The organism is Aerococcaceae bacterium DSM 111021 (assembly GCA_020112395.1).
Taxonomy (GTDB): Bacteria; Bacillota; Bacilli; order Lactobacillales; family Aerococcaceae; genus Ruoffia.
Genome location: JACCEK010000002.1, coordinates 176674 through 200266, shown reverse-complemented (window position 1 = coordinate 200266; position 23593 = coordinate 176674). Strand labels below are relative to the sequence as shown.

Annotated in this window: 20 protein-coding genes; 14 read left to right on the top strand and 6 right to left on the bottom strand. The window is 37.8% G+C overall.

Annotated features, from left to right (window positions below):
* The 3 genes from HYQ40_07110 to HYQ40_07100 all read left to right on the top strand — a co-directional run bounded on the left by HYQ40_07110 (position 1) and on the right by HYQ40_07100 (position 3660).
* Entirely contained in the window at positions 1-771 is a 771-nt protein-coding gene (locus HYQ40_07110) for a 2-pyrone-4,6-dicarboxylate hydrolase (protein ID MBZ6527546.1), read from the top strand.
* 683 nt (positions 772-1454) lie between these two features.
* Complete coding sequence (locus tag HYQ40_07105) at positions 1455-2918, top strand: ABC transporter substrate-binding protein/permease (GenBank protein ID MBZ6527545.1); 1464 nt, start codon at positions 1455-1457, stop codon at positions 2916-2918.
* 13 nt (positions 2919-2931) lie between these two features.
* Positions 2932-3660 carry an amino acid ABC transporter ATP-binding protein gene (locus tag HYQ40_07100; protein ID MBZ6527544.1) on the top strand — a complete coding sequence of 243 codons (729 nt, stop codon included), beginning with the start codon at positions 2932-2934 and terminating at the stop codon, positions 3658-3660.
* A 376-nt stretch (positions 3661-4036) separates the two neighbouring features.
* Here HYQ40_07100 and HYQ40_07095 read toward each other — a convergent pair whose 3' ends face one another.
* Together HYQ40_07095 and HYQ40_07090 are read right to left on the bottom strand one after the other, a co-directional pair.
* Positions 4037-5107 carry an iron-containing alcohol dehydrogenase family protein gene (locus tag HYQ40_07095; protein ID MBZ6527543.1) on the bottom strand — a complete coding sequence of 357 codons (1071 nt, stop codon included), beginning with the start codon at positions 5105-5107 and terminating at the stop codon, positions 4037-4039.
* Between the two features lie 128 nt (positions 5108-5235).
* The gene (locus HYQ40_07090) at positions 5236-5793 is read right to left on the bottom strand and encodes an NAD(P)H-dependent oxidoreductase (GenBank protein ID MBZ6527542.1); all 558 of its coding nucleotides are present in this window, start codon (positions 5791-5793) and stop codon (positions 5236-5238) included.
* Positions 5794-5962: 169 nt separating this feature from the next.
* Here HYQ40_07090 and HYQ40_07085 point away from each other — a divergent pair, with 169 nt between their 5' ends.
* On the top strand, positions 5963-6202 hold the full coding sequence (locus HYQ40_07085) for a hypothetical protein (GenBank protein MBZ6527541.1): 240 nt from the start codon (positions 5963-5965) through the stop codon (positions 6200-6202).
* A gap of 214 nt (positions 6203-6416) precedes the next feature.
* On the opposite strand, the gene HYQ40_07080 is transcribed toward HYQ40_07085, so the two are convergent.
* Positions 6417-6749 (bottom strand): hypothetical protein, encoded by a 333-nt coding sequence (locus HYQ40_07080; GenBank protein MBZ6527540.1) that lies wholly within the window; start codon positions 6747-6749, stop codon positions 6417-6419.
* A gap of 599 nt (positions 6750-7348) precedes the next feature.
* Between HYQ40_07080 and HYQ40_07075 the strand changes: the two genes are divergently transcribed.
* The 5 genes from HYQ40_07075 to HYQ40_07055 all read left to right on the top strand — a co-directional run bounded on the left by HYQ40_07075 (position 7349) and on the right by HYQ40_07055 (position 14290).
* Positions 7349-8677 (top strand): ATP-binding protein, encoded by a 1329-nt coding sequence (locus tag HYQ40_07075; protein ID MBZ6527539.1) that lies wholly within the window; start codon positions 7349-7351, stop codon positions 8675-8677.
* Between the two features lie 76 nt (positions 8678-8753).
* Positions 8754-10787: a DEAD/DEAH box helicase gene (locus HYQ40_07070; protein ID MBZ6527538.1), complete on the top strand. Its 2034-nt coding sequence runs from the start codon at positions 8754-8756 to the stop codon at positions 10785-10787.
* Between the two features lie 29 nt (positions 10788-10816).
* The gene (locus HYQ40_07065) at positions 10817-12211 is read left to right on the top strand and encodes a hypothetical protein (protein ID MBZ6527537.1); all 1395 of its coding nucleotides are present in this window, start codon (positions 10817-10819) and stop codon (positions 12209-12211) included.
* Between the two features lie 204 nt (positions 12212-12415).
* Positions 12416-13462, top strand: a complete 1047-nt coding sequence (locus HYQ40_07060; GenBank protein ID MBZ6527536.1) for a diguanylate cyclase — start codon at positions 12416-12418, stop codon at positions 13460-13462.
* Positions 13463-13573: 111 nt separating this feature from the next.
* Positions 13574-14290: an EAL domain-containing protein gene (locus HYQ40_07055; protein MBZ6527535.1), complete on the top strand. Its 717-nt coding sequence runs from the start codon at positions 13574-13576 to the stop codon at positions 14288-14290.
* A 188-nt stretch (positions 14291-14478) separates the two neighbouring features.
* Here HYQ40_07055 and HYQ40_07050 read toward each other — a convergent pair whose 3' ends face one another.
* The 3 genes from HYQ40_07050 to HYQ40_07040 all read right to left on the bottom strand — a co-directional run bounded on the left by HYQ40_07050 (position 14479) and on the right by HYQ40_07040 (position 15956).
* Positions 14479-15333 (bottom strand): DegV family protein, encoded by an 855-nt coding sequence (locus tag HYQ40_07050; protein MBZ6527534.1) that lies wholly within the window; start codon positions 15331-15333, stop codon positions 14479-14481.
* Between the two features lie 92 nt (positions 15334-15425).
* Positions 15426-15683, bottom strand: coding sequence for a helix-turn-helix transcriptional regulator (locus HYQ40_07045; GenBank protein MBZ6527533.1), 258 nt, complete (start codon positions 15681-15683; stop codon positions 15426-15428).
* Between the two features lie 99 nt (positions 15684-15782).
* Complete coding sequence (locus HYQ40_07040; protein ID MBZ6527532.1) at positions 15783-15956, bottom strand: hypothetical protein; 174 nt, start codon at positions 15954-15956, stop codon at positions 15783-15785.
* Between the two features lie 526 nt (positions 15957-16482).
* On the opposite strand from HYQ40_07040, the gene HYQ40_07035 reads away from it, so the two are divergent.
* The 5 genes from HYQ40_07035 to HYQ40_07015 all read left to right on the top strand — a co-directional run bounded on the left by HYQ40_07035 (position 16483) and on the right by HYQ40_07015 (position 23454).
* A complete protein-coding gene (locus tag HYQ40_07035; GenBank protein MBZ6527531.1) occupies positions 16483-18756 on the top strand; it encodes a glycosyltransferase in 2274 nt (757 codons plus the stop codon).
* A 141-nt stretch (positions 18757-18897) separates the two neighbouring features.
* Positions 18898-20007 (top strand): hypothetical protein, encoded by a 1110-nt coding sequence (locus HYQ40_07030; protein ID MBZ6527530.1) that lies wholly within the window; start codon positions 18898-18900, stop codon positions 20005-20007.
* Entirely contained in the window at positions 20007-21491 is a 1485-nt protein-coding gene (locus tag HYQ40_07025) for an MBOAT family protein (protein MBZ6527529.1), read from the top strand. Before HYQ40_07030 ends, HYQ40_07025 begins: the two co-directional genes overlap by 1 nt.
* 11 nt (positions 21492-21502) lie before the next feature.
* On the top strand, positions 21503-22735 hold the full coding sequence (locus HYQ40_07020; protein MBZ6527528.1) for a hypothetical protein: 1233 nt from the start codon (positions 21503-21505) through the stop codon (positions 22733-22735).
* A gap of 17 nt (positions 22736-22752) precedes the next feature.
* Positions 22753-23454 carry a hypothetical protein gene (locus HYQ40_07015; protein MBZ6527527.1) on the top strand — a complete coding sequence of 234 codons (702 nt, stop codon included), beginning with the start codon at positions 22753-22755 and terminating at the stop codon, positions 23452-23454.
* The last annotated feature ends 139 nt before the right edge of the window (positions 23455-23593 follow it).

Here is a 23593-nt window from a genome sequence, read left to right as displayed (position 1 = left end):
ATGCAGAAAATATTTGATAGTCACTTTCATATTATTGATCCTAAGTTTAAGCTGATTGAAAATAATGGGTTTGTACCTGATTATTATACTGTCTATGATTATAAGAAGGAATTAGAAGAGTTAGGGCTTGTTGCTGTTGGTGGGGCGGTTGTTTCGGGGTCGTTTCAAGGGTATGAACAGGATTACTTTGATGATGCATTACAGCAGTTAGGTAATCAATTTGTTGGGATTACTCAGTTGCCACTTGATACAACAGATAATGAATTGAAACGATTGAATGATATTGGTATTCGTGGGATTCGCTTTAACTTGTACCGAGGACTGAATCAATCGTTGAAAGATATTAAAGAATTGTCTCTTCGCTGCTTCAAATTATATGGCTGGAAGACGGAGTTTTACGTGGATTTGGCGGCAATTTCAAGTGAGTTAAAGGCACTGATATTGGAGTTACCAGCGGCGTCGATTGACCACCTTGGAATGACTCGGGTGTCTGAAGAAGCGTTATTTGAATTTATTCAACAAGGTGTACCTATTCGATTAACAGGTTTTGGTCGTGTTGAGTATAGTCGAGATGAAGTGAAAGGCTTGATTCGTTCTTTATATGACGCTAACCCTAGGGGGTTAATATTTGGAACTGACTTGCCATCGACACGAGCAGAGTATCGATTTTCAAAAGATGATATTCAACTGATTCAAGACGTTCTGACTGAGGAAGAGTGTGAGCGAGTATTTTGGCAGAATGGTGTTGATTGGTATTTGGGTGGGCAGTAGTTTTTTCCTGAAAGTACATAAAAAGCTCGGAGTCTAGAAAGTTAGGCTCCGAGCTTTTTATCTGCAGTTCAAATTACTTAAGTAATCTGATACATCGACAGAAACCATATCCTTTCGTAATCAATCCCCTGAGTAGTAAAGCAATGGCTCGAACGATGATGAAGTTGTTTGAAAATCCAGAGATTGTTCAGCAGGCTAAGGAAGAGCTAGCGGACAGATTGGTAGCGGAAGCGAAGTTATAGTAATGAGGAGAACACTCTGAGGGGTGTTCTTTTTTTGCAATTATATAGGTAAATTTTTTGATTACTAGGAAAATTAACAAAAACTTTATCAAATATATTTCATTCTTAGTTTAAATATTAGAGTATTCCCTTTTTTTCTAATCTTGAGTGTGTTTGTATCGATTTTATATTATCTATTTTATATGAAATCAGGTCTGTTTACTATTCTGATAAGAATAAAATGACACTTAATTGCTTAGGTAATTAAGTTGTTTGAATGAAGTTGTTAACGTTTTCTAATACGAGTATTATTCATTCATGATAGGTGAATTAGCGTAGGGTATCTTGTATTGTTGCTATCAAGTTTATTTAAAATGACTATATTTTATTGTGAAATTTACTTTATTCCTCTATACTATCGTTATATGATTTTTTGGTAAGTTAAATGATAAGGGGATTAAAATGGTGATTATAGATAAAATTAAAAAGTGGTTTTTAGCGACAATACTGATTGTAACAGCTGTTATGGGTGGTTTAAGTTTCGGGATGCCGGCGGTGCATGCTCAAGATGAGGGTGAGACTTATGTTATCGCAACAGATGCGACATTCGCACCTTTCTCGTTTGTTGATGTAGATGGGGAATTGGCCGGAATTGATATTGATGTGTTTAAAGCGGCGATGGAAGTAGAAGGGCTGAACTATGAGTTTATGCCAATGTCATTTAGTGCAGCGCTTCAAGCTTTAGAGACTAAACAAGTGGATGGGATGATTGCAGGGATGGCCATTACGCCAGCTCGTCAAGAGACCTTTGATTTCTCAGCGCCGTATTATATTAGTGGGAATAGTTTTGCGGTACGTCCTGATAGTGATGTTGAAACTTATGAGGATTTAGAAGGCCGTAATGTTGCTGTCAAGACAGGTACGACTGGTTTTGCGATTGCTGAGGATATGGCTGATGAGTACGGGTTCGATATTACAATTTTTGAGGATTCGGCTAATATGTATGAAGATGTTATGGTTGGAAATGCCGATGCTGCGATTGAAATCTTCGCTGTCATGGCTCACTCAATCAATACGGGGCAAGTTGATTTGAAATTCATAGGAGAAGAATTGTCACCAAGTGAGATGGGCTTTGCGGTTCATAAGGATTTGAATGGTGAATTATTAGATGCATTTAACCGAGGTCTTGTAACGATCCAAGAAAACGGAACGTATGATGAGATTATTGAAAGTTATTTAGGTGAGGAAGCGCAACAAGAACAGGCTTCAGAAGGCTTCTTAGCTCAGCTACAACAAAATGCACCAGCTTTAATGAGAGGTTTATGGACGACGATTGTTGTATCTGTTCTATCTATTGTCTTCGCAACGGTGATTGGTGTGATTTTAGGACTGATGCGTGTATCTCATAGTAAGCTATTGAAAGGTTTAGCTATCTTCTATATTGATGTCATGCGTGGAATGCCGATGATTGTGTTTGTATTCTTTGTTTACTTTGGAGTGGCTCAATGGATGAATATTAACTTTACGCCTGGAACGGCGGGGGTACTTGCTTTAAGTATTAACACAGCAGCTTATGTGGCAGAAATTGTTCGTGGTGGTATTCAAGCTGTGGATACAGGGCAGAGTGAGGCGAGTCGAAGTTTAGGGTTAGATTACTCACAAACGATGAGGAGAATTGTCTTACCACAAGCGATCCGAATTATGACACCGTCGTTTATTAATCAGTTTATTATGACGTTAAAAAATACGTCGATTCTGTCGGTGATTGGTTTAGTGGAACTGACGCAAACAGGTCGTATTATTATTTCTCGTACTTACCAATCGGGTAATATGTGGTTAATCGTGGGGTTAATCTACATTGTCATTATTACGATCCTGACGTATATCTCACATTACGTTGATAGACGTTTGAACTCAGGTCAATAGAAAGGAAAGGCATATGGCAACAGTAAAAGTTAGAGAATTAAAGAAAAGTTTTGACGATAATGAAGTCTTAAAATCAATTGATATGAACGTCGCATCAGGAGAAGTTGTTTGTATTATCGGTCCATCAGGATCGGGTAAATCAACTTTACTAAGATGTTTAAATCGTCTTGAAGATATTAATGGTGGTAGTGTGAATATTAATGGTATCGATGTGAGCCAACAAGAAACGAATATCAACAAGGTTCGTGAGAATATCGGGATGGTGTTCCAGCATTTTAACTTGTTCCCGCATTTGACTGTTAAAGGAAACATTACATTAGCGCCAGTTGAGACAGGTAAATTATCAAAAGCAGAAGCGGATGAAAAAGCACTTGCGCTACTGGATCAAGTAGGTCTATCAGACAAAGCAGATGCATATCCAAGTTCGTTATCAGGTGGGCAAAAGCAGCGTGTCGCAATTGCACGTGCATTAGCGATGGATCCAGATATTATGTTATTCGATGAGCCCACGTCTGCGCTTGATCCAGAGATGGTTGGAGATGTGTTGAATGTTATGAAGGACTTAGCAGCTCAAGGTATGACTATGGTTGTTGTGACGCATGAGATGGGCTTCGCCCGTGAAGTTGGAGACCGCGTTATCTTTATGGATGGTGGGTATATTGTGGAAGAAGACGACCCAGATGTGCTATTCACAAATCCAAAAGAAAGTCGTACGAAAGAGTTTTTAGATAAGGTGCTTTAATATAGATAGTAGAAGAGAGCTGAGGCTCTCTTTTTTTGTGGGTTTGAATAGGTTTGAGCCCAACTTGCGCCAAATGGAGTGCGATAAGTCGTGAGTTGATTGAACTATAGAAGAATCGAAGAGCGATAATTCCCGAGTTGCCCCAACTAGCGCCAAACCAAGAGCGATAAGTCGCGAGTGTGACTCGAACTCATACTTTCTCGGCGAAATAGAGTAAACTGCTACTCAACTTATTTTTGTTCTTGATTATTCCCCCAAAAAAAGACCCAACCTCAGCAAAAGCCGTGGCAAGGTCTCAAACAAATATTAATTTCAGCCTCAACAATCAGTCGTAACAAGAACTAATACCTAAAATACTTAGTAAATTAAGTATTGATTATTTATTCAATTCTTCTACTTCTTGGATCGCACTAATTACCATCTCGCGTGTGATTTCGTAGGGAGATACAGTGATGTCATCCATTGTCATGCATTTGTCTAACATTTTATTGAAGTCTTCTTCGGTTGTTAATTCAAGCTGCTCTAAGTTGGTTGATAAGTTAATGCTCTTCATAAATTCGAATAGCGTATCGCGTTCTTCGTATTGCTTGTCCATTGTTAAAAGAACGAGGGCACCGTAACATGTCCACTCGCCGTGCAAGTGAGTTTCGCCTGATTCAGTTGCGGTCGCGCCGTAGTAAAGAGCGTGGGCTAAGTTCGAGTTGTAGTCATTATCTACTAACACTGAAGTTAGGGCCGTTGTCCCGATAATTTCTTGTAGGACTTTATCGATAGCTGGACTCGCTTTATGCTCATGCGCCGCATCCATAGCTGCTTTTCCGTTTGCGATTAAGCGTTCGTTACAGCCTTGAACAATCTTAACCCCTAAGTCATTTTCGAATGACAAATCACGTCCTCGTGCTGAGAAAGTTGATTCGATTTCTTTTGTAATCGCATCGCCAATTCCGGCCCATAAGTATTCTGTTGGAGCTTCCGCAATGACTACGCTATCCGCAAAAGAATGCACAGGTGGCTGTGGAATTAGCTGCACGCCGTGCATCTCGCCGTTATCTTCATATAAGACACAGACTGCTGAAGTTGGGGCACACGTTGAAGCAATCGTTGGGAAAGAGAAAACGGGCTTATCTAACTTATATCCCGCTGATTTTACAGCGTCAATTGCCCGCCCGCCGCCGACTGCGAACAACATATCCGCTTCTTGAACTGACTCAATGCTAGCGATGCGATCAATATTCGATAAGTTTGCATTTTCGCCGTACCAAACAGTATCTACAACTTCTAGATCGGTTGATGTAATAGCATCTAAGATTCGGTCTTGACTTGCTTTCAAAGCTTTTTTACCACCGATAATTGCTACTTTATTTCCAAAAGGCGTACAGTAAGTTGCGATTTCGTCGTAGGCATTTTCGCCGATTGTAAAATTAGGTAAGTTAACAGTTAAAGTCATTCAATTCACTCTTTCGTTTATTAGAATTTTTTAATCTTAATTATAGAGTAATTTAATAAATAGGGCAAGTCAAGAAAGTCGTAAAAAAAAGCTTAGAAATGGGGGAGGGCCACTTCTAAGCTAATATGTTATTTGTTACGTAAAACTGACAGGGCATCGCTCCACTCTTTGACTTCGCCAATTAAAGTGTGAAGACGTTTTGTATTGAATTCTTGTGGGTTGAAACCCTCTTTCGTGAATTCGGTGAAGATATTCATTGTGACATGTGCGCGAACCGTTGGCATACGTAGTTCAGCCGCGATTAATCGAACGTGCTCCGCTGCTCGAACACCGCCATCTAAACCATATGATACGAGACCGGCTGCTTTATTATTAAATTCTGTGTAGTAATATTCAAAAACATTTTTCAGTGAGGCTGAAATACCATGGTTATATTCTGATACGACAAAGATGTAGCCGTCTGCGTCCGATAAGCGCTGGTGTAATGCGTTTAAACGGTCATATTCAGGCTCGGATCCACCGTAACTAGAGAAATTCTTTTTGAATAGAGGTAAGTCGTAATCTTGGATATCGATCAAGTCGAATTCGATATCTGGATAATCGCTGCTATGCTTCATGATGGCTTCTCCCACAAGAGGTGATTTACGACCTTCACGCGTGCTTCCAAGTACAATGGCTAATTTCATATTAATAAGCTCCTTTTAAGTTTAAATGTATTGTCTCGTATTCGAGATGTCCGTACTTAAAGTATAGCATAGGTTTTAAAATAATCAAGTGTTCGTTTGAGTGTTTGGGGAATCATTAAATATCTGCTATCGGACTCAACACTTAATCAGGTAGCCGCTGAATTGGGCGATGAGTATTCTTTATCCAACTTATAACCAAACTGAAGTTGGACCAAGTCAAGGTGTGAATTTATCTATACTAACAAGTAGTCTAGTACCACCTAATCCATCTGTATTACTTTCATCAAATCAGATGAGTAAATTAATGACAGATCTGACAGACAAATTTGATCTTATTATCTTTGACACACCACCATTAGCTTTAGTGACGGATGCAAAACAACTAGCAAGACAGACGCTGTCTTGCTAGTTGTTCGAGAGAATTATACGAAAAAGAAAGGCTTAATTTTGCTAAAAAAGAACTGGATGCTGTAGAAACGATTATACCCGGTCAAGTTCTCAATGATACGCATAAAAATAAAAAATGCTATTACTACAATCAATATAGTAAATAATATACAAATTAAACAGACCTCTAAATCAAAAATGCTTTAAGCATCATTGAGATAGAGGTCTTTTTGGCTTTAAATAAATTGTTCCCGTGCGGGTTTACCTAAACCGAAAGCCGTAAATGATAAGATAGCTTGCATGATGACGAATAATAGATTTCCTGGAAGTAAGATAAGCGCAATTGTATAAAAAAGTGCGCCTGTGAGAATAAACCAACGTGAATTAAACACTAAGCCAACCCCATTCATGAGAAGTGCTAAGCCGGTTAAGACTACATGCGGTGTGAATTGTTTCGGTAAAGCGGCTGAATCAGGTGACGATTCATAAATAACTATATAAAGGTAAACAAGATACATAATACTTAGAACAACAGCAATAGTGGCAAGGATACGACCGGTTTGTCTCATAATATTGCTCCTAACTTTGAAGGTTGATAGTGAGTTGATAAATGAAAGCGAATATAGACATAGTAAGTAGCTGTTTATTAATTTAAGATTGAGTTTTTACTACTAGAATACGGTTATTGGAGGTTGTATCCTATATCTATATTCAGCTTCATACATATTATACTACATAAAATTAGATTATGAACATAAATTAATAATTAATCTCATAGAATTTTAATTAATCACGTAATTATTTGCAACAGTGACTGGACTCTTATCATTAACACAAGGTGCAAGGCTACTTGCATTTAATAAGAAACGAAAAAACGCACGAAAGAACAACTAATAAAACTTAATTAGTTGCTGGCTTAAATCAGAGCTCTCTATATGATGTGTGCAAATCCACACATCATATAGAAGGCTTTTTTGATTTTAGAGTAACTCAACTTTATCGGACCGGATTCAATTCAAGTTTGCCCAATTCAAACTTTATCGGTGCGAATAGAATTCAAGTTTCACGTAACTTTACACCCATCCAATCAACCAGAACAAACGTTTGGTTTGGTGTCTATGTTATGCTATAATCGTGGCGTATAGTTTTTAAAAAGGGAGTGTATTTAATGGCGGTGAAAGTTAGACGTAAAGATGCAGACAATATCATTAAAGCTTTGGAGGCTGGTGTTGTTCCAACGAGAGGAATTGAACATCTACTAGTGGGCCGACGCAACGAAGTTGAGGAAGTTATTCGCATCTTAGAATCTGTTTCAGAGGGAAATAGTGATTTGCGAATTTGGGTTGGGGATTTTGGTAGTGGAAAAAGTTTCATGCTACAAACGATTGAAAATTTAGCCCAACAAAAAAACTTTGTTAGTTCGACTGTTGATTTAACACCAAACCGTCGTCTTTATGCAAGTGACGGTAGTGCGGTTGCTTTGTATAAAGAGATTATGGATAATTTAGTAACCAAATCAGCTCAAGCTGGGAATGTACTCAACACCATTATTGAAGAATGGATTATGACGGTGCTTCAAAAAGTAGGAGCAAAGCGTGGAGTCACTCAAACTGAGATGATGGATGTCGCTTACGCGAGTGATGTTGAGAATGAGATATTAGACATTACGACGTCATTTCATTCAGTTGGTTTATCTTACGAAGTTGGACAAGCGCTTATCCAGTATTATCATGGCTTGATCAATAACCAGCGCCAATTGACGGTTCAAGCGATTCGGTGGTTGCGAGGAGATATTCGCACTGTAACTGAAAGTAAGAAAGAGCTTGGCATTAACCGAGTGATTAAAGATGATAATTGGTATGATGCTCTCAAGACAATGGCTGAATTATTCTTAGATATTGGCTACAGTGGCTTTGTTGTGAACTTTGATGAGGCAGTCAATATGTACAAGTTGGCGAATGGTATTTCGCGTGAACGTAATTATGAACGTGTCTTAAATATATATAATGAATGTAAATCAGATATAGCTCGTGGTTTATTTGTAAACTTTGGTGCAACGCGTAAAACGGTTTACGACCAGCGACGTGGAATGGCGAGTTACGGGGCTCTTCAAGGAAGACTAGGCTTAGAGGAAAGTTTGGATTCAGAGTATGTGAATACAGACCGCACTGCTTTAGCATTAAAACCTTTAACAAATGAGGAGATTTATACTTTACTAGCCAACTTATTGAATGTTTATCAAGTGAATTACGGGATTGACATTGATTTTTCAGAAGAGGCTATTATCCGTTATATGGAAGCTCAATTGAATCGTCCCGGAGCAGCAGAGTTTTTAACACCTAGAGCGGTGATTAAAGACTTTATCGAGCTTTTAGCCATTATGCGTCAAAACCCAGGTGTCAGTGCAGAAATGGCACTCAATAATAAGTTTGGCGAAATCGCCACGCCGGTTGAAAAAGATGAAGATGACGATGATGATTTGATCGAGGTTATTTAATATGGATGCTTTTTCACATTTGAACCGGTCGCTTAGGGAATATATTTATCAAAGTGGGTGGCAAGAGTTGCGTCCAATGCAGAAGAAGGCGATTATGTTTGCCCAACAAAGTGAGAATAATTTTGTGATCGCAGCGCCAACTGCGTCGGGTAAAACGGAGGCTGCATTTCTTCCGGCTATGAATAGTATTCAAGATTTTGATAGCGGTGTGCGGATTTTGTATATTTCGCCACTGATTGCTTTGATTAATGACCAGTTCAAGCGGTTAATGTCTTTATGTAGTGATATGGATATTACTGTGACAAGCTGGCATGGGGAAGCGAGTTCGACAAAGAAAAAGAAATTGCTTAAACAACCTAATGGTGTGATGTTGATTACGCCGGAATCGATTGAAGCGATGTTAGTCGGGCGTCCTCACGAGGCGCGCGTTTTATTTGCGCAGACAGATTGGATTATTATCGATGAGATCCATAGTTTTCTAGGGGAGAACCGAGGTATTCAATTGATGTCACTATTAAACCGACTCAATCAATATACTGAACGCGACCCGCGGTGTATTGGGCTTTCAGCGACATTGAATCAAGAAGACTATATCTCTTTGAAAAGCTTCTTTCAAAATGGACGGGACACGAGTATTATCGTTGACCGAGGCACCAATCAGAAGGAACATCAGGTTTACTACTATCCTAAAGCACAAGGTGAGCCCTATTCATTTAGACAAGAGATGGACGTGATTTACCAGGCTTCGTTGAATGAATCGATGTTAGTCTTTCCTAATAGTCGTAACAAAGTCGAGCGAATTGGTTCTACCTTGAATCAACGAGCTGAGACTGATACGCAAAATTTTACATCGTATTTCGTTCACCATGCCTCTTTACCTAAGGAAACTCGCTTGTTTGCGGAGCAATTTGCGAAGGAAAGTCGGGGGCGAAAATTTACCATTACGTGTACGTCGACATTGGAATTAGGTATTGATATTGGATCCGTTGACAGTGTGGTTCAATACGGTGCTCCGCCGAATGTGTCGACGTTGTCTCAACGGATTGGGCGTAGTGGTCGCCGGACCGGTGTCAATAAACTGCGCTTTATTGCCAATGACCCGTGGAGTCTCTTGCAAGGTTTAGCGACGATTGAACTGTTAGAAGAAGGCCAGTTGGATAATACACCTGCCGTCAACAAACCATATGACGTTTTGGCGCATCAAATTATTTCGATTTTAATTGAACATAATGGCTTAATCCGCTCTAACTTATTAACAGAGCTTCGTCGAGGGCATATATGGGCAAATGTAACAGATGAAGAAATTAATCAATTAATCGATAGTATGCTTCAAGAAGAATACCTCGAATTACTCGACAATTTTGAGCTGATTGCCGGTCACGAAGCTCAACCGCTTCTTCGCATGGCTGAGTTTTATACTCAGTTTTTTACTGAGCCGGAATTAAGGGTGTACCATCAACTCCAACATTTAGGGACGATTGCTTTAGAACCGGGACTAAGGCCGGGAGATAACATTCTATTGAGCGGGAACGTTTGGCGAATTTTAGGCATTGAGTTTGATCAAAAACAAGTCCATGTGATGCCAGCCAAAGTTGGGGATGCGTATTTTGAATCCCGTGGGCGTCAAGATGTATCGAATATTGTACGTGAGCGGATGCAAGAAATACTGTACCGGGATGATCAGTCTCATTACAAGCCAGAAGTTCGTGCTGCTTTAAACCAATTAGCAGATAAGATTGTTCGACGAGACGGCTTTTATTATCAGTTAACGGATCAAGGTGATCCGTGGTTAGTGACGTTTCTAGGATCTAAAGCGAACCGTACTTTAGCTTATATGATTGAATTATATACCGGGCAACGAGTGCGTGTAAACGACAGTTCGACTTACCTGATGGGGAAAGATTTGGATTTAACTATCCAAGAAATTAGAGATATGCTTGTGACTTACCAGCAGTTTTATGATTTCTTTGAGCGTGAAGATATTTTACTGTTGAGTGAAACCGCGCATCTCAAATACCAAAACCTTGTTCCGCGGTCATTAATGATTGATTATGTTATTGAAAATCAACTGGACTTATTGACAGTTTTTGATTATCTTAGTAGTACTTAAAAGGCGAATGGTTGAAAGGTAGGTGTTCTATGAAATTCATTAGCTATGAATCGATTAAAAATTGGAAGAGTAATAATATAGAAGATATTATTGATGTCACGGATGAAGTGCCGGAAAAGATTCAATTTGCGAAACCAATTGATAAAGAAATCGATTGGTTACAGTTTGTTGAGGTAGATCGGTATTACGATGAGATGGTAAATTCTGGTGAATTTCAAGAACTTACGACTACTTTTTATTTGAACGTTATGGATGCTTTAGAACAACATTTTAAAAATAAACAAGCGAACTTGAGAAAGTTTATGCGTCGTTCAACGGGTTATACATTTGATAATAATTATCTTTTTCAAGCTTTATTCAAGCATCTTCGAACTCAGATTATTCATCATTACCGACCAAGTTACGAAACATATTCAAGTTATGACACATACTTACTGGAACAAGCTTTTGGTAAAGATGATGTGAATGTTATTATTGGAGTTATTGAAACATTTCTAGCTAAATTACCACCCGCTAGCCCAGAATTTCAAGCAATATTTGGCCTGACTCAATACGGGACGGAGCAAGTTTGGTGGGATATGGACGGTGAGTACCGCAAGCAGCATAAGATGACAGAGGCTCAAGTGAATATTATGCAATCAACCACACCTCGTTCGACCAAACCTTGGACGGGTGAGTATAAAGGAGATATCATTGCCCTTTACTTAAGTTATTGGAAGATTATTACGTCAAATAAGTGGGTGGATGGGCCAACAAAAAGCGAGAAGCGTAATCGATTCATCGCAAGAATTGTGAAACGTCCACTGAACCCTTCTTCTGAAAATAAATACCACCGCTTTATCACATCGCTTTTGAAACTAGCGGAAAATACGATTAGACAAAAACATAAAATACGTGCGATCAAGATTGAAGGCGATGAAGATAATATTCGTCGACGCTTTCGTAAAGATGTGTATGAGGAGATTATGACTGCTAATAGGTTGATACTTGAAGAAGAGAATAAGCTACAACCAAAAGTCATCCGGTTGAATCGAGAAAAAATCACCGATTCGCAAGCTGATCTAACAACAATTGTGGACCTAATTGGTGAGTTTGTTGGAGAAGAAGAGGATTCGGATGAGGAAGCTATGGAAGTTGTTTCGGAAATAGTTGAAGTAATGACTGAATCAACAGACGAAAACAGCTTGTATACTGAATTTATCCGTCGTCTGGTTGCTGAGACCTCTATTGACGCGAGCGATGCTGCTAATTATTGTCGTCAAAACGGTTTATTATTGAATGCATTTATAAACGATGTCAACCAGTTCTTATATGACTTTATTGATGACCAAGTAGTCATTAATGAAGGCGATAAGATTGTGATTGATGAATTTTATGTTGAAGAGTTGCAAGAAATTGTTGAGAATAATTTTAAGGAAAAATAAATCACTTCCCTTTACTTTTTATAATCCAATGGTGGAATTATAGAGTAAGGGGATTTTTTGGCAGGAAATTTTTATTAAAATCTAAGTAAAAATATAATTAGCTATTCAATAAGCGTGTAGTGTATATTAATAAAAGAGAACTTAGTAAAAAAGTCATGAATGTTAGAGGTTAATAGCAACAGATTAAAGTGAGGGTTAAAATACATGGTTAAGAGTTTACTTGCGAACATTGGAATTATTTTACTGAATGTTTATTTTGTTTGGAAACTGGGGATTGGGTTCACCGAATCCAAGCGATTTACATTTAAGCAAGTGATTCAATTTATTACTTTAGAATCCTTGATGGGGATTAGCTTGATTGTCAATTCATTTCCGGTTCTAGAAACACGCTTTGATTTTCGATCCATTTTATTTGCGTTTTCTATGAAGTATCTTGGTCCTAAAGTAACGCTGCCGACTATTATGATTGTAGCTTTATCCCGTTTTTTCTTTCAAGGAGCGCTAAGTTCTTCATTGAACATGGTGGTTTCAGTAATTTTTGTTCTAACAATTGTTCCAATATTTGAATGGTCGAAAAAACACTTCAAAGGTAGAGGCCAGTTATTGACGATAGGGTACTATTTTATGTTTCTTACTTTGCCTATCATTTTTTATACTGTGGGAGGGGTAAGACATTCTGTTATTTTGTATTCGATTGTTATTGCCATTGGGACGTTACTCATGTTAATCGTCAATGGGGTGATGCGTGATTTAGAACGCTTGTCTAATCTTTCCGTCATTGATGGGTTAACGAACTTATATAATTCTAGGAAGCTACATCAAGACTTGGAACAATTATCTAAACATCGCCGCCGTTACTCTTTAGTTGTTTTAGATATTGATAACTTCAAGCAGTACAATGATTATTATGGGCATTTAATTGGGGATAAAGTCATCCTTGAAGTCAGTAAGAGGTTGGAGAAAATCTCAGAGAATGACTCTCGATTTTATCGCTATGGTGGGGAAGAGTTCGTCACAATTATTGAAACCGAAGATGATGGAAAAGAAGCGTATAAAATCGCCACGCAGGTGCAAAAAGAAGTTCAAGCCATACAGATTATTCTTGAAAACGGTGAAAAGTTGACCGCCACAGTTTCTATAGGCATAGCATATCAATGGCATGAAGAGCCTTTATTATCAACATTCGATCGAGCGGATCAAGCGCTCTATGTTGCGAAATTAAATGGAAAAGATCAAATTATTATTGGATAAGATAGCTACGAACATTATTAAGAGTAAATTGTTATTGTTGTATTTATATTGTAATTACAATTATAGTATACTATAATTGTACAGCACAAAAAACTTTAAGGGGGCAAGACGTTGGAAAATCGAACCCAGCCGTTAAAGAATGAGTTATACCTTGTATTTCAGCCGATTATGCATATTATATCTGATGATAAACAAGAAATGTCTGAGTTTGAAGTACTATTGCGTTCAAAAAAAACTCACCGTTATCCAATGGATATGATGGATGAGTTTATATTATTCGAAGAAAAAAACAAGGAATTACTGGATTGGTATGAAGAAGAGTTAATTTATTTTTGTCAAAAATATCCAACATATACGTTTAATTTTAATATTCATCCCCAACAATTTTTTCATCAGTCAACCTGGAATTTTTTAATCCGACTAAAGAAATTTTCCAAGCAAATAAATATTGAACTCACTGAGAAACCAATTGTCACTGAGGCATCCCAAACAAGTATTCAATATTATATGGAGCGCTATACTAGTCAAATTAGATCACTAGGCTACAAGATTTGTTTTGATGATATAGGATCTGGACAAAACACTTTGGAACTTATTTCAAGAAATATCGAAGCGATTACTTGTTTGAAGTTTTCGTTACAAGCATTTAAACAAACGGATATGAAAATATTACGTCAATTTTTAATTGCCTGGCAGCAGTTAGCCTGTAAGTACCACATTCGTTTAGTTGTTGAAGGAATTGAAGATAGAGAAGTCTCTAAAGAGCTTTTTAATCAAGGTATACATTGGCAACAAGGCTACTACTGGGCTAAGGCAGTTGACTTATAATTGAATACTCAAAGAATCTCACCTACTTCTCTAAGTGGGTGATTTTTTTCATAGAATTTTGTTGACTCACTAATACCAACTAAAAACCTCTGCTACACTGTCGTTCCCATGGCCTAAAAATGTAGATATTAACTTAGCTTTTATACAAAAAAACTTCACAATAAAGTGAAGTTTCGGGTGTTTGACTATCATTCTTTTTCAATGCCTACTAGTCCAATTGCACCAGGGCCACCATGACTGGAGATAACAGCACCTGTTTCATGCCATCGATTCGTTGTTGCTCCATGATTCTTTAATAGATCATAAGCCAATTCTTTGTGTTCAGCATCAACACCGGGTGAACCACCGATTAGAACAGTGGACGGATCAATGTTGTAGTTATTAAAGAAGTCAGTGATCGTTTTCTTAATACAGCGGTCAAAGTTTCCACGGTATTTCTTCCCTGAAACTAAGTAACCATTATCCAAAACAATCGTTGGATGGATATTCAATAAGGTAGCGCCATGAAAAGCTAAGTTAGATACACGTCCACCTGCTTTAAGGTATAGAAGCGTCTGAGGCAGAAAGATAAAGCGTGTACGTTCACGGATATTTTCAACAAAAGCAATAATATCTTCAGGAGTTGTATCTGGGTTGTTTTCAATATATTCGGCCGTTGCTTTCAAAATAGCAGTTTGTCCAATTGACACATTCTTACTATCGACAAGATGAATGTTATCAAATTCTTCCGCTGCAATTCTTGCGGCATTGAAAGAAACAGTTGTTACTGCAGAGTAAGCAATATGAATAATCTGTGCATCTGGGTTTGCGTCCCTAATTTGACGAAAGGCATTCGCATTATCATCGGGCGTTGTGCCAGCTGTTTTTGGTAAAGTGCCCGTCTTATCATAGAAATCAAAGACTTCTTCGACTGGAAAGCTACCATCAGGGCGCGTCTTATCCCCCATGGTTACGTGCATTGGAATAATGTGTATATTATAGCGGTCAGCAATATCTTGGGGTAGATCTGAACCACTTTCAGTTGTAATGATAAATTTTGTCATAATAGCCTCCAAAGTTTAGTTGAATTGTGAGTGAACTTGAGTTCATAATAACACAATTAGAAGGCTTAAGGAATTCTTGCAGTGATTAGATATTATAATATCTCAACAATTTTTTTGATTCGATGATCAATAAGTTTATAGTATATCTTCGTACCATCACGGCGAGTTGATACAGCATTAACTTGTTTTAGTTTCATCAGCTGTTGTGAAACGGTTGTTTGAGGTAAGTTCAATGTATTTTGAATTCCACTTACACACATCTCTTCACAATCCGAAAGTAATTTCACAAGGGAAAGTCTAACAGGATGACTGATAGATTTTAGTAAAATAGCATTTTCTTTATAATTCATACTATATCCTCCTTATATGTCATATAGTATATCATAATAATATTGTTATAGATGAAATTTTATGTATTTATTATGATAAAAAATATGTATTAGGAATAACTAATATCTATCAATTTGAAAACTGAACTCCGAGGCTTCAGTTAGTAAATCTAAATCAGTGGCAAGAATTTCCATTGCTCTGTCTTTAATTTCGTCATTCACTAATCCCGCTGTATTCTCTAATTCAAGTTCTATGTGACCAGAAAAGTTGATCGTTACTTTAGCATTTCTCATAAGTAAATCCTCCAAGTTCTTGTAATTTATTATAACTTAATAATACGTTAGCAGAGGGGAGATAGCTATGGAATTATACTATTAAATGTTAAATTGTATCAAAGCGTTTTGATAACCATGTTTGGTTGAGGATAATAAAAGAATCAAGGCATCTCAATGCATGGTTTCAGTCATTTGTACTCCTCCACTCCTAACAATTTTGGGTAAAAAAAGTGTAAATATTTCCACTGCATTAACGTGTATTTCGGGTGTTTTTTTAAAAAAGAGTTGGTAATAGTAATGAAATAGGATCAGCTGGGATAATGAGTTAAATATCGTATATATAATGGGGTAGCAATATACATTGAGTTCATTTATGTAATTCATATACAAAGTACTTATTATTGTTGTTAGTATAAGGTTAAACGCGATTATTAATGCATTATCATATTGTGTTTATTTGATGAATAAAGTATACTTTATTCACTATATTAGTATGGTTATGAGTAAGATTCAATAAAAAAGTAATAGGAAGGGAAAGTTTCTAATGAATTCAAAACGTAGATTATTGGTTGCGCTTACGATAATGTCTTCCACCGTGTATATTATTTGGCGAACTGTTCGAACGTTACCGTTTGAATATGGCTGGCTTTCGATCGTGTGTGGTTTAATATTACTGGCTGTCGAAGGTATGGGCTTTTTTGAAATGATCGTCCATTTCCACCAATTGTCTGATCCTTTAGAACTAGAAGAAGTACCTGAGATTGAATCGGAAGAGTATCCTCACGTCGATATTTTTATCTCAACTTATAATGAGCCGGCTGAGTTATTATTTAAGACGATTAATGGGTGCTTGAATATGGAGTATCCTGATAAGAGTAAGGTCCATATCTATTTATGTGATGATGGAAATCGTGAAGAGATGGGTGTATTGGCCCGGGAATTGGGTGTGACCCATTTAGTTCGTGATACGCATCGCCATGCCAAGGCAGGGAATTTGAATCATGCGATGAGCGTAACAAATTCGCCTTATATTGTCACTTTTGATGCCGATATGATTCCTAGAAGACACTTTTTACTCCATACTATTCCGTATTTTGTTCGGGATGAGTCGATCGGATTTATCCAAACGCCTCAAACTTTTTATAATCCAGATTTGTTCCAATACAATCTTTATTCTGAGAAACGGACACCGAGTGAACAAGATTATTTCTACCGTGATGTTCAAGTCATGCGAAATCGCAGTAATTCTGTGATTTATGGTGGGACGAATACCATTCTTTCTCGTAAAGCATTAGAGGATGCTGGCGGTTTTTTTGTTGGGGTTATCACTGAGGATTTTGCTACTGGAATGATGATTCAAAGTAAAGGGTATCAATGTTACGCCATTGATGAAGCGTTAGCTGTTGGAATGGCTCCAGAAGATTTAAAGAGTTTAATCAACCAAAGGCGTCGTTGGGCGCGTGGGTGTATCCAAACCGGTCGGAAAGTCAATTTATTCAAGGTTGAAGGATTAAATCTGGCACAAAAAGTGAGTTATTTTACATCGATTACCTATTGGTTGGGGCCTATTAAGCAGTTATCGTATGTGGCTGCTCCATTGTTGTATGCTTTGATGAATGTCATTGTCGTGCGAACATCATTCATTGAAGTATTGATTTTTTGGTTACCGATGTATTTATTCAATAACTATACGTTAAAGAAATTATCTGACAACATTCGTAACACACGTTTGACGAATATTTATGACATGATTCTTTTTCCAGTCTTATTACCCGCAGTCATTCTTGAGATGTTTGGAGTCACTCAAACACAGTTTAAAGTGACTCGTAAAGATAGTGGACAGAAATTAGAGGGAGATGATTGGGGATACAAATTCAAAGTTGCCTTACCGCATTTAATTTTTGCACTGTTGAGTGTTTTAGGTATTTTAGTGAGTGTCAGACAGACATTTGTGACTGAAACACCTGCTTATATTATTATTATATTCTGGCTATGTGTGAATTTATATAATTTGACGATGTCAATTTTCTTTATGACGGGTCGTAAAGCCCATCGTCAACATGAACGATTCTTGGCAGAGATAGATTGTGTCATTCGATTCAATCAACGGATTATTAGAACAACGACTTATGATATTTCTGAAGGTGGTTTATCTGTACAATTACCGTTTCCTGAATGGTTACCGCCAAATGAGGTAATCGATATTGAGTTAATTACACCATATTACTATGCTAAATTTACTGGGACGCTTGCGAATGTATTCCAGACGAATGTAGAAGGTCGAGATGTGTGGCGTTATGGTTTAATCATTACGCCTAAAACCTTAGACGACAAGCAAGAATTCTTACAAATTATCTATGATCGTGAACATTCACTACCTAAATATATGGTGGACAATTATAGTAGCACGCAAGATTGGATAACCAACTTACAGTCACGATTAAGTAAAAAAACGATGTTTAGCCGGAAATTACCTCGGGTAAGTTTACATCAGCTCGTTCGAACTGATCAAGGTTATTATGTGACGTTGCGTGACTTTAATTACCAATTCATTACGATTTGGTTTGATAGCAATCAAGAGCCACCAAACCATTTGGTTCTTCATGAAGGTGGGTTTGATATTGAATGCGAGCGAGTTGAAAGTTTAGCGACACGTGATTCAATTGCATATGAAGTGACCAATTATGAAAAATTGGTTAGTCATGAACTGTTCCGAACGTTACTGGCGTCTTGGATTCGCTTCTATGAAGAGAACCGAGAAGAGAGTTTTGAGTTGGAATCAGAAGTAAAAGACTATATTGAGCACTCTTATTTATAGTCTATCTAATAATGCAGCAATGGGCTAAGAAATTAGGGATGGAAGGTAAATGAGATGTATAAGTCGAACTGGGTTTTAAGGGGCGGACTTTGTTATTTAATATGTATGATGTGCCTGCTAAGTTTCACTTCTGTTAGGGCCGTGGCTCAAAGTGAAGAAGATAATGAGACAGAAGAGCGTGTTCTTGTTGGAACCAGTGACGTTAACCAAGGGATCATTGATATTCAAAGAGCGGCTCAATGGGATGATGGCGTCGTATTGAATAAGACTGATTTAGAAAATGGACATATTGACATGAGTGTTTCGCCTGATGAAGCGAGTCAAACGGATTGGAATACATTGTTTATGTATGATTATACTGAACGTGACATTGAGGATTATGATGGTGTCAGATTTTATATTAAAAATACAAGCCATCAACTTCTATATATTAGCGTTGTTTTAAATTCTACAGGCAGTCAACAATATGAAATTGATCTTGGTAAAAGTGCTTGGTTGCAAGCGGAGAATCAAGATGATTTGGAAGTTGTTTATTATGAAGATGGTGGCTTTGGAATTCCAACGGGTTTTTCAGGTGAGTTTTATTTGCCTTTAAGCGCGTTTAGCGATTCTGGGAGGAATCCTTTTACAGAAGTAGAGACGATAGGTGTTACTTTCTACGTTCCTTCAGAGTCAGATGTCTTAAGTTTTGAGATGGGGGATATTCATCTATTGGAGGATAGTGTGGAAGGTTATGGTGATACACTCCAGCAGCTGTCTATCTCAGGGGAAGAAGCGATAACGATTCCTAATACGGGTGCTGTCATGACTTTTTATGATGCGACCATTGAAGAGGCAGAGCTAGAGGCGGAGCCAATAATGTTCTATCTGGCTGAGGAATATGACGGTATAAGTATCAGCCCAGCTGGAAAGTTAGAGGTTTCTTCGAGTGAAGCGATGCTTAACTCAATAGTTATATATGCTCAAGAACCGACGACCGGTACATCAGTGCGTCAAACCATTCAGTTGACTCCAATGCATCCAAGGACCGCTGAAGTCTGGGTGCCTCAGCCGAGTGAAGTCGAATCATACAGCAGTGAGTGGTTTATGAAACTGGTCGATATCTCACCCATGTTAAGTATTGTGATTGGATCAATCGCATTCCTCTTTGGAGGGCTTGTATGGTATTGGTGGGGAACGTATAAACAGTATCAGTCAGTTAATTACCAACTACTTAAACATCAAATAACTCAGAGAAAGAGGTTAAGATAATGGCATTTTCAAGTATTGAGTTTTTATTTTATTTTTTGCCGTTAAGTATCGTTTTATATCACCTTTTCTTTTTCTCTCGAGCAATGCAAAATATCCTTCTCGTTCTATTAGGCTTTGTCTTTTATGCTTGGGGCGAGCCGTATTATGTGCTGCTTTTTATTGTGACCATTGTCTTTAATTATGTATGCGGCTTGTTGATTTCAGCCTTGCAAAAGCATCAACGGCTTAGAAAAATGGCCGCAACCCTTGGTGTTGTCGTAAATGTGTCTATATTAGTATGGATGAAGTATATCCCGTTTCTCTCTGGGAGTTTAAATACTGCGACGAGTGGCTTAACGCCGGTGGTCCATTGGGCTTTGCCGATTGGTATTTCGTTTTATATCTTTTCTGGGATTTCATATCTCGTGGATGTGTATAAAGGGGAAGCTCCAGTTGAGAAAAATATATTGAATTTAGCCCTTTTCTTTAATTTCTTTCCTAAGATGAATCAGGGACCTATTATGCGTTATGTTGATTTTAAACCACAAGTGACTACACGCGGGGTGAATGTTGTAAAGTTTTCGGATGGTGCAACGCGCTTTATTACGGGTTTAAGTAAAAAGGTGCTGATCGCTAACCAAATGGGAATTGTGACAGATCGAATCTTTGCATTGAACCAGATGGATACGATGTCACTGACATTAGCGTGGCTAGGTATCATTGCTTATACTTTACAAATTTACTATGATTTTTCTGGTTATTCTGATATGGCGATTGGAGTGGCTCAGTTGTTTGGTTTTGAGTTGCCGGAAAACTTTAATTACCCTTATATATCACAATCAATCTCAGAGTTTTGGCGCCGTTGGCATATGACTTTGGCGGAGTGGTTTAAGCACTATGTCTATTTCCCGCTTGGCGGGTCGCGGGTGAGAAATCAAGATATTTTAATTCGAAATATGAGTGTTGTTTGGTTGGTAACAGGCTTGTGGCATGGTGCTAACTGGACCTTCTTAATTTGGGGGTTATGGAATTTTATATTTATTGCGTTTGAGAGAATCATCGAATTCGATGAATTGAAGTTGAGTCGGCGAATGAGACATATTTATGCCATGTTTGTTGTTATGATTGGCTGGGTGATTTTCCGCTCAGGTTCTTTAATGGAAGCTGGAAGTTATTTGATGAGTATGTTTAATTTTATTACGCAACCAATCGTCAATGATTATGTGTGGATGTTTTTACGGGAGTATGGCATTTTTTATCTTGTTGGCATCATCTTTACGATGCCGATTGCCCACCGTGTCAATGATTGGTTTGTTAATGGAATCACTATTCGCCAACGTTTTTCGTCTCACGGTGGTATCTCAAATCATCGATTAAGTGAGTCCGTTCAATTCAAGACTTTGATTAATATTCTGTATCCAGCCGTCATGTTCATTCTTCTCCTTGTATCCGTCTCGTATCTCGTTAAAGGGACTTACAATTCCTTTATCTATTTCCAATTTTAGGAGGATGAAAGATGATACCATTAAGAATTAAAAAAATAGTCACAGCGTGTTTATTTTTTGCTTTTATCTTTTATTCTGCCTGGGCAAATATTAAGGAAAACCATGAGGTTATATTGAATCATGTGGAAGCATTTTTCAATCAAACTGAAGATGAAGTTGATGAGCTTCCGAATTTTGTCAATGATATGAGCGCTTTGTTAAATGATCAAGTCTCTGATCGATACCTTTATGTAGAAGGCTATGGTTATATTCAAAAGTTGCTTTTAAAACACGAGGTGAGTAATTTTTCTTCTGTTCGTGATGATGAGGGGAATATGCATTATACTTACTTTACGACGGGGCCGAACGAAACGATTGAATTAGCCTCTCGGATGGGTCGATTGAATAGTGTTGCTAAAGACTTAGGCGCTGAAGTCATTTACTTAATGACACCAGATAAGTTTGAAGTCGGAGTGACAAATTTTGATACGGGTATTCCTTATAATTACGCGAATGAGACAGCAGATCAATTTTTAAGTTATTTGGATGATTTTCAAATTACCTATATTGATTACCGTTCTTTGATGAAAGAGCAAAATATAAGTATAGCAGACAGTTTCTATAAGACAGATCATCACTGGAAGACGGATGTAACTTTTTGGGCGTTTACACAGTTAGTGAATGAATTAGAAGAGCGGTATGGGTTTGAATTCAATAATAAAGAGATAACAACAGACTTAACTAATTATAACCAAATTGTTTATGAAGACGCGTATCTCGGTTCAATGGGGCGAAGTGTAGGACAGTTGTATACTGGCATTGATGATTTTACTTTAATCTATCCAAAATTCGAAACCAACTTTCATGTTTACGAACAGTCCTCGACTCTAGACATAACCCGACAAGGTCGTTTTGAAGAATCATTATTGAATACGAGTATTTTAAGATCGGGCAAAAATAAATATGACCCGACGAGTGATAAATTCTTTACCTATATGGATGGGAATCCTGGCATTGTTCAAGTCACTAATTTACAAGATGACAGTGAAGAGATGCCTAAAGTCTTGTTTATTAAAGATTCGATGATTGTTCCTGTTGCGTCCTTTTTAAGTGTTGGTACTCAACAAACAACGATGGTTGATCCTCGTTACTATGGCGGAAGTATTGAAGAAATTATTGAGGATGGGGATTATGATTATATATTTGTGACTTATACGCCTCAGAACTTAACTGAAGAATTTTTCCCGTTTTATCGAAGCGAATAACTAAAGAGGTAGATATTATGAATGAAACAATGCAATTAAAACGTGCTTGGATCGGTGGATATAATCGACAAGATGTTCAAGAGTATATCGATGACTTATATATAGATATGGAGAAAAAGCACCGTGAAATCGCTGAGCGTGCTGAGAGTGTCAGCCAAGAAAATCAATTACTCTTACAATATATTAATGAGTCCGAAGCGATGAGTGATGTGGTTGAAGAATTGAATTTAACGACCGATATAACGGATGACAAGTCTTTATTTAACTTGCCAGAAGGTGTTTATCAAGTGGAGGACCAGCAAAAAATTGTCCAATTAGCGACACCTCATGCAGATGTGAAAGCACATTATCACAGCGATGTGATTAATTTATCGGATATCAAGCAAAAGACTGAGACGGCGAATAAGGCTTCTCAGTCAATTTATCAAAAAACACAACCGGTAGTCGAAGAGAAAGCGAGTCTGCGACCTGAACCTCAAGTGTCTCGCGAACCGATTGAGCAAAGTTATGTTGAAGAGCCACCTCGACAAGAACCAGTAGTTGAAAGAGTTAAGCTGCCACGGACAGTCGAGGAGCAAAGAAATGTTACTACCAATACTCGAAAACAAACAGATTCTGAACTTGAACATAGACTTGTAGCTTTAGAAGAGGAAAACATGCAATTGAAAGCGAAGCTGGCTTTTGCGAATGAATTGTTGAAAGATTTGTATAAGCAGTAAATTCGGCCTCTAGGTGCTAATGAGTTCGTCCATCGCACCGCTTCAACGGCTTGCTGGCGGTACATTTTCGATGAATAAGGTGTTGGCGAATGGTGGATTGAATAAAGGAGTCAATTGGATATGATGAATATACTCAAAC